This window comes from Vibrio litoralis DSM 17657, assembly GCF_000426765.1.
Classification (GTDB): domain Bacteria; phylum Pseudomonadota; class Gammaproteobacteria; order Enterobacterales; family Vibrionaceae; genus Vibrio; species Vibrio litoralis.
The window spans coordinates 67,142-79,553 of the sequence record NZ_AUFZ01000023.1; the positions used below are offsets into that span (position 1 = coordinate 67,142).

The following is a 12,412-nucleotide window of genomic DNA, read 5'->3' on the forward strand; positions in this document are numbered from 1 at the left end:
TAATTCAGAGTTGTTAACTAAAATCCTATTTATCTCATCAAATTAAACCATATACCTAACAGACAAAACAGAGTTAAGATCAAAATATATAAGGATAAGTTTAAAAGCATAGTCTTACATTGTGATGAATTGAATTTAAGACGGTCGGTTTGCCTATAAATGCATCATTTATTATAGGGAGGATGCCCTTTTCCATTTTGGGAGCTGGTATTTGTCGGCTTGACCCTTGATTTACTTCTATAGAAAACCAATATCTTAATGACAGTATGTTGATCTAAATATAGATAATCTGATTAAGAATGACAGAGAATAATTCAACAGCAGGCAATAAAGCGCTAGCAGCGACGGAATCTTCTGACCAAGATACTACGCGGCAGCGTTTTCAGAAAGCCTACTTAAAGTCGCGTAAGATGATGCAACGAATCGATTTAGATTTGAATCGAAGCCAAATTGTCGTCGTGGCGGATAATGGCCGCCAGATTTATCGCCCTTATCGCTGGGATCACTGACTTTATGGGTAACAGGCCCAAGGAATAAATATTATGAATATAGAGCTCACCCCAGTTGAAGCCAGAATCATTGGCTGTTTAATTGAAAAAGAAGTGACGACTCCTGATTACTATCCACTAACGCTAAATAGCCTTACTACTGCTTGTAATCAAAAAAGCAACCGCGATCCTGTGATGGCGTTGAGCGAGGCGGAAGTGATGGATGCCGCGCAAGCTTTAATTGATCGTCGTTTAATGACGGATGAAAGTGGTTTCAATAGTCGCGTGTCTAAATTTCGTCATCGCTTTTGTAATACCGAATTTGGTTCATTGAAGTTAACTGACCAAGAGCGTGGCATTGTATGTTGCATGCTACTGCGTGGTGCGCAAACACCCGGTGAAATCCGTACTCGCACCAATCGTTTATGTGAATTTAGCGATGTGAAACAAGTTGAAGCGTTATTGGAGCAAATGGCATCGCGCGAAGAAGGGGCTTTAGTGGTGAAATTGCCGCGTGAACCGGGTAAACGTGAATCTCGCTATCAGCATTTGTTCTGTGGCGAGGTGGATGTTGAATCTTATGCTACCGCAACGCCAACAGCGGTCTCTTCTAGTCATAATCAGTATGAAGAACGTATCAGCACGTTAGAGCAACAAGTCGCTGAATTGAAAGTGCAAGTTGAAGTGCTGAAAGCCTTGATTGCTGATTAACGTATGCCAACCACTCCTTCTCAACCAATAGAAAAATCTTGGTTCGTGTATTTAATTCGTACTCGAACCAAGACGCTTTATTGTGGCATTACCAATGATCTTGAACGACGGTTTGAGCAGCATCAAACGGGCAAAGGCGCTAAGTATTTAAGAGGTAAAGGGCCGTTGTCACTAGTCTGGTCACAACAAGTGGCGGATAAAAGCGCGGCGCTTAAAGAAGAGATTCGTATTAAAAAATTGAGTAAAGCGGAGAAAGAAAGTCTGATTGTTTAATAGTGTCATCTCATATTATTGCTCAAACCACGCGAGTGACTGGTGTAGTGAAACCACGCTGCCGACAATGATAAGTGAAGGGCTGATGGCCTGTGTTGCTAATGACTCTAATTCTTTTAATGTGCCAGTTAAAACACGTTGTTGAGGGGTAGTACCTCGTTCCACAATGGCACATGGGGTTTCAACTGATAACCCATTTTCTATTAAGTTTTGGCGAATCACCGGTGCTTGTTTGAGCCCCATATAGAAGACTAGAGTGTGGTTATTCTGTGCCAAACTCGGCCATTGAATATCTTGGCCTTCTTTCTTTAAATGCCCAGTAATGAACTGTACACTTTGCGCATGATCGCGATGAGTTAGTGGAATTCCTGCATAAGCACTGCAACCCGATGCCGCCGTAATCCCCGGCACGACTTCAAATTCAACGCCATTTTCGACGAGAGTTTCTAGCTCTTCACCACCACGACCAAAGATAAATGGGTCACCGCCTTTCAAACGTACCACATGTTTATTTTCCAGCGCTTTATCGACCAAGATTTGGTTGATTTGATCTTGCGGCACACAATGATGATTCAGTTTCTTACCCACAAATAATAGCTCGGCATTAGGATTCACTAATGCCATGATTTCTTCAGAAACCAAGCGGTCATAAACCACTACATCCGCAGATTGAATCAAGCGGTAAGCTTTGATGGTCAGTAAATCCGGATCGCCAGGACCCGCGCCAACAAGGGAAACGAATGGACGAGCGTTAGAGTAGGTGGCCTGCATAGCGAACTCCGAAAACCGAATAAAGTAGGAGACAATGATTGAGTTTAGTGTAGCGATTCTCGTGACTCGTTGCTCGAACAAGATTTCATCAAAACCAGTGCCGAGTAACGAGTAACGAGCCACGAGTAGCCGAGGAACGTTTACGCTTTTACTTCCTGTACCTGTTCAACTTCTTCTTTATCAAAAACTGGACGTTCTGTTTTTGGAGTCGCTAACCAGTAACCCACCGCCATAAAGATAGCACCTGAAACGATATTACCTAATGATACCCATAATAGGTTATGCCAGATACCACCTAGAGTGAACGCATCTGAATGGTTGCCAAAATAAGAAAGTGCAAAGATAGTCATGTTAGCAATTGAGTGCTCAAACCCTGCGCCGATGAAAGCCAATAAACACCACCAGATCGCGATGAATTTACCAGTACCTTCAACACGTTGACACATCCAAATTGCTAGACACACTAACCAGTTACATAGAATGCCTTTAAAGAATAATACGCTAGCAGGCGCTGCTGTTTTACCTAGGGCTGCTGCGTGTAAGAAGCTTTTTGCATCAGGTAGAAGATTACCACCGCCAGCAAGGAAGAATAGGTAAGCGACTAATACTGAGCCGATTAAGTTACCTAGCCAAGTTTGTGGCAAGATGCGCGCATTATCTTTCCAAGACACTTGGCCGGTTAATGCGCCAAACGCCAAAAACATAGTGTGACCTGTGAACAGTTCAGAGCCTGCAATGATCACCAATGTTAATGCGATACCAAAAGTTGCGCCCATTACTAGCGAACGAATAGAAGGATCAACAAGGTTGCCGAAAGTGAAAATTAAAATAATGCCGATGCCGACATAAGCGCCCGCCATCGCTGAGCTAATCCAAAAACCCAGTGGGTTATTATCAGCAAGCTTGACGATACGAGCCGCGTTGTTCGAGCACTTTTTAATGGTGTCTGCGTACATAGTGATTTCCTACAAAAGTTAAAATTAAAGTTTGAATACTGATAGCGATTCGGGATTGAAAGAGAATCGCTATGAGTATGGAAACTTATTAACGGTGCTCGTTTATCGAATCTCGTTTCTCGAAAGGGCAGTCCGAGAAACGAGTCACGAGATTTCGAAAACCGTTTACGCTTTCACCTCAATCTCATTACCTTTCACACGAATCTCATAGGCTTGTACGCTCATGGTTTCATCTTCAAGGCAACGACCGGTTTCTAGGTTGAAGCGTTGTTTTTTCAGCGGGCTGGCCACCCAAAGCTCACCATCGTGTTCACAGATTAAACCGCGAGAGAGCACGTTCGATTGAGCAAACGGGTCCATGTTGTTGATGGCAAAAAGTTGCTCATCAAAACGTGGACGGAAGATCGCAACTTGCTTACCGTTGACTAGGGCACAAACCCCAGTTTTTGGCGTAATGTCGCTCAGCGCACAAACTTTTACCCAGCTAAGTTTATGACTTTTTTGCGGTGTATTTGGTTGACTAGTCATTACGCTTCCTCCGTTACTTTTTTATCGTTTAGGTCGGTGTGTAGGATGTCACCACGTAAGTGCGGGTGCTTCTCAGTAAATGTCGCAGGGCGGTGTTGTTCACGCTCTGGAACAAATACTACATTTTCATCGCGAGCATCACTGTTGATGAAGTGGGCAAAACGGGTTAGCTGGCTTTCATCATTAATCGTATCAGTCCACTCACAGGTGTAGCTGTCGACTAGTGTTTGAACGTCTTTCTCAAGTTGCTCATTGATGCCTAATGTGTCATCGACAATCACTTTACGTAGGTAGTCTACGCCGCCTTCTAGGTTTTCTAGCCATACTGAAGTACGTTGCAATTTATCCGCGGTACGGATGTAGAACATCATGAAACGGTCGATGTATTTGATTAGTGTTTCTTTATCTAAATCAGAAGCCAGTAGGTCACCGTGACGAGGGTTCATACCGCCGTTACCACACACATACATGTTCCAGCCTGCATCGGTGGCGATGATGCCTAAATCTTTACCTTGAGCTTCCGCACACTCACGAGTACAGCCAGACACACCGAACTTCATCTTGTGAGGGGTACGAATGCCTTTGTAACGGTTTTCTAAGTACGAACCTAGTCCAACACTATCTTGCACCCCGAAACGACACCAAGTGCTGCCTACGCAGGTTTTCGCCATACGCAGTGCTTTGGCATAGGCTTGACCGGTTTCATAACCTGCTTCGATGAGTTTTTTCCAGATGGCCGGAAGATCATCTTTTTGCGCGCCAAATAAACCAATACGCTGTGCGCCAGTGATTTTGGTGTAAAGATTGTATTCTGCTGCAACATCGGCCAGTGCTGCTAGCGCTTGAGGTGTCACTTCACCGCCAGCCATACGAGGGATAACAGAGTAAGTGCCATCTTTTTGCATGTTGCCAAGGAAGTTGTCATTGGTATCTTGCAGGCCAACGTGTTGTGGTTTTAATACGTGGTCGCCCCAGCAAGACGCTAAGATAGAGCCTACTGTTGGCTTACATACTTCACAGCCATAACCGTGACCGTGTTTTTCAAGTAGTTGATCGAATGAACGAATGCCTTCAATGCGGCATAGGTGGAATAGCTCTTGGCGAGAATATTCGAAATGCTCACAGATATGATTTTTAACTTCAATACCGGCTTTGGCTAATTCTGCGTTCAGCACTTGTGTGATCATTGGTACACAACCGCCACAACCTGTACCAGCTTTGGTGACCATTTTGATATCACCGAGTGTGGTGTGGCCTTCGGCAACCGCGGCAGCAATTTTGCCTTTCGTCACATCAAAACAAGAACAGATTACCGCTGAATCAGGTAGTGCATCGGCACCCATTGATGGTTTTTCTGCACCAGCATGAGCAGGCAGAATTAAGGTGTCTGGATGCTCAGGTAGATCCATATCATTCAAGTGCAGCTGTAGTAGGTTGCCATAATCAGACGTATCGCCAACTAATACTGCACCGAGAAGCTTCTTGTTGTCTGCAGATACGATCAAGCGCTTATACACGTCTTCTTCATCGTTTTGGTAAACAAAGCTCTTACAGTTTGGGGTACGGCCGTTTGCATCACCAATACTACCCACTTTTACGCCCAGTAATTTCAGCTTGGCACTCATGTCTGCACCAGTGAATTGGCTTTCTGTATTGCCTAGTAGATGGTCAACCGCCACTTGCGCCATTTTGTAACCTGGAGCCACTAAGCCAAAGAAGATGCCATTCCAAGAAGCACATTCACCAACTGCGTAGATATCTGGATCAGAGGTTTGGCAGTTATCGTTAATGGCGATTCCGCCGCGTGGGCCAATTTCTAATTCTGCTTGGCGAGATAGACGATCTTGTGGGCGAATACCCGCAGAGAACACGATAAAGTCGACTTCTAAATCGGTGCCATCTGCAAACTTCATGGTGTTACGGGCGCTGTCACCTTGAGGTAAGATCTCTAATGTATTTTTGCTGGTATGAACTTGTACGCCCATACGTTCAATTTTGTTGCGTAGCTTTAAGCCGCCTTGTAGATCAAGCTGCTCCGCCATTAATACTGGCGCAAATTCGATTACATGAGTTTCAACACCGAGTGCTTTTAATGCACCAGCCGCTTCAAGACCCAGTAAGCCACCACCGATTACTGCGCCGCTTTTGCTTTTCTTCGCAGTCGCTTCAATCGCTTTTAAATCTTCAATCGTACGGTATACAAAGCAGTCTTTACTTTCGTTGCCTTTAATTGGCGGCACGAATGGGTAAGAGCCGGTCGCCATGATCAACTTGTCATATTGCACTTCACGACCAGAGCTTGAGTACACGGTTTTGTTTTCACGACTAATATTAATGGCACGTTCACCAATTAAGACATTGATGCCATGTTTTTGATAAAAGCCTTCTTTAACAAGAGATAGCTCATCAGCCGTGTGATGGGAGAAGTATGAAGAGAGATGAACTCGGTCATAAGCAACACGTGGTTCTTCACAAAAGGCGGTGATTTCGTACTGGTTTAAGTCACCTTTTTCGACGATATCTTCGATAAAACGGTGGCCAACCATGCCGTTACCGATGACGACGAGTTTGATCTTATTCATATATATTTCGCCCATAAAAATAAATTAACTGAACTCATCATGGCGAAATCGTGACCAAGAATACTGATTCAAATCAATTCTGGGCTCAAACTACCCTAAAGTGGTAGCCCTAAAATGGTAGTACCAAAGAGTAGGTAAAAGTGTAAGGTGTAAATAGCTTTTGCAAGAAGATAATTAAGGAGTGATTTAGATGAATGTACATGACTTTAAAGTAAGAGCGGTGTCGGGTGATTTAGTTAGCTTGTCTAAGTATCACGGCAAGACATTATTGATTGTGAATATTGCAACCAAGTGTGGCCTAACGCCGCAGCTAGAAGGTTTAGAAAAGCTACATCAAGCCTATAAAGAGAAAGGATTTGAAGTGCTGGGCTTTCCTTGTAATCAGTTTTTGGAGCAATCGCCAGAAGATGATCAAGGCATTATGGATTTCTGTCAGGTGAATTATGGCGTGAGCTTTACCAACTTTTCCAAAATTGAAGTCAATGGTCCAGATGCCGATCCATTATTTAAGCATTTGAAAATGCAGCGCCATGACGATAAATCTAATGATGCCTCAGAAGGCCTACTTGAAAAGCTAACTTCAATTGGCCAAGTTTTTGATGATGGAGAACTCAAGTGGAACTTTACCAAGTTTCTTGTCGATGGAGAGGGTAAAGTGGTTGAGCGTTATTCGCCAACCTATTCGGCGGAAGAGCTTGCTGAAGATATTGAAAAGTTACTCTAAATCCTTCGTACTTGAAGATGCAGCTTTGTTTACTGCACTCATTCGCCTCACTGCAACTCCAATTACTTTGGCTATAGATAGTCTGAGGATGAATCCAATAAAAAAGCTTCCAATTAACTGGAAGCTTTTTTGTATGCGTTGCTTAATTATTATTGTGACTGCTACTGCTATTAATCACGATCAACTGCAAATGGCGACCAAGCTTGACGAGTTGGCATGACTTCTAATCGGTTGATGTTGATGTGATCAGGTAATGTCGCAACATAGAACATTTGCTCAGCAATATCTTCAGCGCTTAGCGGAGTGGTGGTTTTGTATAAATTATCAGAGGCAGTCTGATCGCCTTTGGTACGAACTAGTGTAAATTCGGTTTCCGCCATGCCTGGGGCAATATCCGTGACACGCACGCCGGTGCCTAATAAATCACAACGTAAGTTGTAGCTAAATTGTTTTACAAAGGCTTTGCTCGCACCGTAAACATGGCTACCAGGGTAAGGCCATTCGCCCGCAATGGAACCAATGTTAATTACGCTCGAACCAGCGCCGGTTTCAATTAAGGTAGGCAGTAAGGCATGAGTGACATTGACCAAACCAGTGATGTTGGTGTCAATCATAGTATGCCAATCTTTAAGATCGACCTTTTCAGCACTTTGTGGTGCAAGAGCAAGGCCAGCATTGTTAATCAATAATTTGATTTGGGCAAACTCGGCAGGCAGTTCGGCAACGGCCGTTTTCACCGCTTGATCATCACGAACATCGAGTTGAATAATATGTACCGGAACGCCGCTTAACTCTTCTTTCAATTCAATTAAACGTTCCATGCGACGGCCAGATAAAACTAACGACCAACCATCTTGAGCAAAACGACGCGCAGCGGCCCGGCCAAACCCAGAAGTTGCACCTGTGATAAAAGCGATATTTGTCATAAATCGTTCCTTGTTTGAAAGTGATAAAGAATGGCGGAGTAGCGAGAGGCTGTCCTATTGCAGTTAATCATACCGAGATAAATGAGGCATAACAAAGAAATAGATGAGTGAATTTATCATCTAGTAGAAGTTATTTGGGTACCATTTTAGATCGGATAAAAAAATCGCCTGAATAATTAACTATTCAGGCGATTTATATACACCCAGTTACTTCGGGTATAAAAGCTAGTAAACGACAGGCTAGTCGATTTGCTTATCTTTAGTGAAAGATAAAATAGCGATGCAAATGGCCGCCACAGCAGCAAATCCACCTAGGATAATCGCAGGCATGGCTGCGTAACCTAATATATGCCAGATAACGTATTCTAGAGTACCCATAAATCTTTCTCCTTTTTATCTGGTGGTTTATTGCCAGCCTTCCACATCTCTCATGTCAGGCAATTTATGTGCGATGCCTTTATGACAATCTACACAGGTTTTATCGCCATCAGCAAGTGCTGTCGAGTGCTGCTTGATGGCACGCGGACCTTGTTCTGAGAAATCCATGTAGTTAAATTGGTGACAGTTACGACATTCTTTCGAGTCGTTATCTTTCATCCTTTGCCACTCACGGTGAGCAAGATGGCCACGACGCTCTTTAAATTTCTCTTCGGTATCAATGGTACCGATAAAGTGGAAAAGTAGTTCTTTTGATGCTTGTACTTTACGTACAATTTTGTCTGTCCACTGATGTGGCACGTGACAGTCTGAACAAATGGCACGAACACCAGAGCGGTTAGAGTAGTGAATAGTTTCACGAATCTCTTTCACGATAGGCGCGTGACAACCAGAACAAAATTCTTCTGTGTTGGTCGCTTCCATACCGGTGTTAAATGCACCCCAGAAGAGTAGACCACCCATAAAGCCCATAAACAGGATAACGCCTGCAGCTGCTTTACTTGGGGTGGATAAACGCTTCCAAAAGTTTTTTAAGATTTTCATAATCGTCTCTCTTTTGGCCTAGGCTTACTCTTTCATCTCATTGATTTAAAGCTCACCTAGGCGCAGCGTTTATTTTAATGAGTCTACTGGCTCATATTTGTTTTCTACTAACGGTTTGGCATCTGCTTGAGGTACGTGACATTGCAAACAGAAGTAACGACGAGGTGATACGTCAGACAATACGGCATCTTGACGGTTTACGTAGTGCGTTACACTGATTTTTGTCGCGCCCATGTCTTTCGCATTTTTCCAGCTATGACAAGCAAGACATTTGTTCGCGTTTAGCGATACTTCGTAGTTACGAATAGTATGTGGAATCAATGGTGGTTGATATACATAGTTGCTATCGACTTTGTGGTCTTTTGGGAAACGTTTAAAGTCGTCGGCAGGGCGTGTTGCTTCAAGTTCAGCACTACCACGTAATGATTGAACACCACCGATACCACCTGGGTTAGTTTCAGCAGGGGTAATGATGTCACCATCTTCAGCTTGTACAGCACCCATGATCAATGTACTTGTAGCGATCAATGCCATGATGATTTTTTTCATAATCTTCTCCGATTCTTTGTTGGTCACTCAGGTCTCTACTGAGTGACCTTCATTTCTTATTGCTCGTGCTTAAACAGGTTTAAACACTGCCAACTTTCGTGATCTTCACAGGACATTTCTTATAGTCAGTCTGCTTAGATAGTGGGTCGGTCGCATCTAAAATCAATTTATTGACTAGGATGCGAGCATCAAAGAACGGTACGAAAACCAAGCCTTGTGGCGGACGGTTACGACCACGAGTTTCAACACGGGCGCGCACTTCACCACGTGGTGATGCAATCAGTACTTCATCACCACGACGTAAGTTACGAGCTTCTGCATCATCTGGGTGGATGAAACAGTGTGCATCCGGTACGGCTTTGTATAGCTCAGGTACACGACGTGTCATGGTGCCGGTGTGCCAGTGCTCAAGAACACGACCAGTACATAGCCATAAATCGAACTCTTCATTTGGCACTTCTGGTGGCGCTTCGTAAGGCGCTGAAATGATCAGAGCTTTACCATCTGGCTTACCGTAGAAGTCACGACCAGCACGTTTTGCGTATGGGTCATATTCTGGGTTAAAGCGCCATAGCGTTTCTTTGCCATCGACAACCGGCCAACGTAGACCACGTACAGTGTGGTAAACATCGTAAGGCGCTAAGTCATGACCGTGACCACGACCAAATTCAGCGTATTCTTCAAACAGGCCTTTTTGTACGTAGAAACCAGCAGCTTTCGCATCATCGTTAAGCTCTTGCGCTTCTTCTAACGGGAACTTATCAACATTACCGTTGCGGAATAAGATGTCGTACATGGTTTTTCCGCGAAGCTCTGGTGCTTTCGCCATCAGCTCTTCAGGCCACACTTCTTCAATCTTGAAGCGTTTTGAGAACTCCATGATTTGCCAAAGGTCAGATCTTGCCCCTTCAACAGGTGATACTTGTTGGTACCAAGCTTGAGTACGGCGTTCTGCGTTACCGTAAGCGCCTTCTTTTTCAATCCACATTGCGGTTGGAAGAATAAGGTCAGAGGCTTGCGCGGTGACTGTTGGGTATGGGTCTGAACATACAATGAAGTTATCAGGGTTACGGTAACCCGGTAGACGTTCAGTGTTGATGTTCGGACCGGCTTGCATGTTGTTGTTACACATTACCCAGTAAGCATTTAGTACGCCGTCATTCAACATGCGATCTTGCTGTACTGCGTGGAAGCCTGGTTTTGGTGGAATAGTACCTTCAGGTAGTTTCCAAATTTTCTCAGCAATCGCACGGTGTTTAGGGTTTGCGACAACCATATCTGCTGGTAGGCGGTGTGAGAATGTACCTACTTCACGAGCAGTACCACATGCAGATGGCTGGCCGGTTAATGAGAACGGGCTGTTGCCTGGTTCTGAGATTTTACCGGTTAGTAAGTGTAGGTTGTACACTAGGCTTTGCATCCAAACGCCACGAGTATGTTGGTTCATACCCATCGTCCAAAGTGACATCACTTTACGGTTTGGATCCGCATATTGCTTGGCTAGTTCAATCAGATCTTCCGGTAGTACACCTGACATTTCAGAAGCTTTTTCTACCGTGTATGGCGCCACTGATTTTTTGTAGGCTTCAAAGCTGATATCAGCCATATCGCCTGAGTTCGGGTTTTTCGCTTTTAGCTGTAGAGGATCGTCATCACGCAAGCCATAACCGATATCGGTTGTTGCTTGTTTAAAGTGGGTGTGCTTATTTACGAAATCCCAGTTTACCGCATCGTTTTGGATGATGTAGTTAGCAATGAAGTTAGCAATCGCAAGGTCTGATTGAGGGTGGAAAACCATGCCGCGATCAGCTAATTCAAAAGAACGGTGATAGTAAGTTGAAAGAACGTTTACTTTCACATGTGGGTGACTTAAACGACGGTCAGTAATGCGAGTCCAAAGTACTGGGTGCATTTCTGCCATGTTTGAACCCCAAAGCACGAAAGAATCCGCGTGTTCGAAGTCATCATAACAACCCATTGGCTCATCAATACCGAAAGTACGCATGAAACCCACTACCGCAGAAGCCATACAGTGACGAGCATTCGGGTCGATATTGTTAGAACGGAAGCCAGCCTTCATTAATTTAGAAGCCGCGTAACCTTCCATCACCGTCCATTGACCAGAGCCGAACATACCGACGCTAGTAGGACCTTTTTCTTTGATGGCTTTTTTGAATTTCTCAGCCATTACATCGAAAGCTTGATCCCAAGAAACCGGTGCAAACTCACCATTCTTATCGAACTTACCATCTTTCATACGCAGCAATGGCGTATTCAAACGGTCTTTACCGTACATGATTTTCGATAAGAAGTAGCCTTTAATGCAGTTCAGACCTTTGTTTACTGGCGCCTCAGGGTCACCTTGTGTTGCCACAACGCGGCCATTTTGAGTACCAACTAAAACCGAACAACCAGTACCACAAAAGCGGCATGGAGCTTTATCCCATTTGATGGCCGTTTCGTCTGAGCTTACAATCAGGTTAGTAGCAGAAGCGGGGAGGGTTATCCCTGCGACGGCGGCGGCGGAAGCGGCTGCGTTTGCTTTAACAAACGCACGTCTTGTCATTTTCATACATCACCCTCGGGTTTTTAATCCAGTGTTTTACTTAAAATAATTAAGTACTTAATTGTTATTATTCCGTTATTTCCGTTTCATCATCGAGATTGTCTTCGATTTGATGAAAAACTAATGCGGTGCTTAAGACGTGATCAAGTTGGTTGATCGCATCAATGGTGTCGGTGATGTAACCTTGATTTTCGGTTTCAATCACCACCACTAATTTCCCTTCTTCACTTTCGCCGTATATTTCGGTTCCATCAAAAGACTCAATAGTCGTTTTTGTGGAAGCTAAATGCTCTGGCATAACATGAACGACTAAACTTGAGATATGAACTTCGTTAAGCGACATTGTGCTCTCTATAA

The 12,412-nt window shown here is 44.1% G+C and carries 14 protein-coding genes; 4 read left to right on the plus strand and 10 right to left on the minus strand.

The genetic code is table 11. The annotated features are described in order from the left end of the window. The first annotated feature begins 299 nt into the window (after window positions 1–299). Genes K358_RS0109905 through K358_RS0109915 form a run of 3 tightly spaced genes read left to right on the plus strand, consistent with a single transcriptional unit; the run spans window position 300 to window position 1,472 of the window. On the plus strand, window positions 300–509 hold the full coding sequence (locus K358_RS0109905) for a hypothetical protein (RefSeq protein WP_027696672.1): 210 nt from the start codon (window positions 300–302) through the stop codon (window positions 507–509). Between the two features lie 33 nt (window positions 510–542). Then, window positions 543–1,199: a YceH family protein gene (locus K358_RS0109910; protein WP_027696673.1), complete on the plus strand. Its 657-nt coding sequence runs from the start codon at window positions 543–545 to the stop codon at window positions 1,197–1,199. Window positions 1,200–1,202: 3 nt separating this feature from the next. Beyond that, window positions 1,203–1,472 (plus strand): GIY-YIG nuclease family protein, encoded by a 270-nt coding sequence (locus K358_RS0109915; protein WP_038150061.1) that lies wholly within the window; start codon window positions 1,203–1,205, stop codon window positions 1,470–1,472. Between the two features lie 15 nt (window positions 1,473–1,487). On the opposite strand, the gene cobA is transcribed toward K358_RS0109915, so the two are convergent. The 4 genes from cobA to nirB form a co-directional block, all read right to left on the minus strand. Continuing rightward, complete coding sequence (gene cobA, locus K358_RS0109920; protein ID WP_027696675.1) at window positions 1,488–2,243, minus strand: uroporphyrinogen-III C-methyltransferase; 756 nt, start codon at window positions 2,241–2,243, stop codon at window positions 1,488–1,490. 140 nt (window positions 2,244–2,383) lie between these two features. Beyond that, window positions 2,384–3,199 carry a nitrite transporter NirC gene (nirC, locus tag K358_RS0109925; protein WP_027696676.1) on the minus strand — a complete coding sequence of 272 codons (816 nt, stop codon included), beginning with the start codon at window positions 3,197–3,199 and terminating at the stop codon, window positions 2,384–2,386. 165 nt (window positions 3,200–3,364) lie between these two features. Next, window positions 3,365–3,727: a nitrite reductase small subunit NirD gene (gene nirD / locus K358_RS0109930; protein ID WP_051241270.1), complete on the minus strand. Its 363-nt coding sequence runs from the start codon at window positions 3,725–3,727 to the stop codon at window positions 3,365–3,367. Then, window positions 3,727–6,309, minus strand: a complete 2,583-nt coding sequence (gene nirB / locus K358_RS0109935) for a nitrite reductase large subunit NirB (RefSeq protein ID WP_027696678.1) — start codon at window positions 6,307–6,309, stop codon at window positions 3,727–3,729. The genes nirD and nirB overlap by 1 nt, the downstream gene beginning before the upstream one ends. Before the next feature lie 190 nt (window positions 6,310–6,499). Here nirB and K358_RS0109940 point away from each other — a divergent pair, with 190 nt between their 5' ends. Next, window positions 6,500–7,033 (plus strand): glutathione peroxidase, encoded by a 534-nt coding sequence (locus K358_RS0109940; RefSeq protein WP_027696679.1) that lies wholly within the window; start codon window positions 6,500–6,502, stop codon window positions 7,031–7,033. Window positions 7,034–7,203: 170 nt separating this feature from the next. Here K358_RS0109940 and K358_RS0109945 read toward each other — a convergent pair whose 3' ends face one another. The 6 genes from K358_RS0109945 to K358_RS0109970 form a co-directional block, all read right to left on the minus strand. Then, window positions 7,204–7,959 carry an SDR family NAD(P)-dependent oxidoreductase gene (locus K358_RS0109945; RefSeq protein WP_027696680.1) on the minus strand — a complete coding sequence of 252 codons (756 nt, stop codon included), beginning with the start codon at window positions 7,957–7,959 and terminating at the stop codon, window positions 7,204–7,206. Window positions 7,960–8,199: 240 nt separating this feature from the next. Continuing rightward, window positions 8,200–8,337 carry a TIGR02808 family protein gene (locus tag K358_RS19035; protein ID WP_083962801.1) on the minus strand — a complete coding sequence of 46 codons (138 nt, stop codon included), beginning with the start codon at window positions 8,335–8,337 and terminating at the stop codon, window positions 8,200–8,202. Window positions 8,338–8,364: 27 nt separating this feature from the next. After that, window positions 8,365–8,940, minus strand: coding sequence for a NapC/NirT family cytochrome c (locus K358_RS0109955; protein ID WP_027696681.1), 576 nt, complete (start codon window positions 8,938–8,940; stop codon window positions 8,365–8,367). A 69-nt stretch (window positions 8,941–9,009) separates the two neighbouring features. After that, window positions 9,010–9,489, minus strand: a complete 480-nt coding sequence (locus tag K358_RS0109960) for a nitrate reductase cytochrome c-type subunit (RefSeq protein WP_027696682.1) — start codon at window positions 9,487–9,489, stop codon at window positions 9,010–9,012. 79 nt (window positions 9,490–9,568) lie between these two features. After that, complete coding sequence (napA, locus tag K358_RS0109965; RefSeq protein WP_027696683.1) at window positions 9,569–12,061, minus strand: periplasmic nitrate reductase subunit alpha; 2,493 nt, start codon at window positions 12,059–12,061, stop codon at window positions 9,569–9,571. A 61-nt stretch (window positions 12,062–12,122) separates the two neighbouring features. Beyond that, complete coding sequence (locus K358_RS0109970; protein ID WP_027696684.1) at window positions 12,123–12,398, minus strand: chaperone NapD; 276 nt, start codon at window positions 12,396–12,398, stop codon at window positions 12,123–12,125. Window positions 12,399–12,412: the final 14 nt, after the last annotated feature.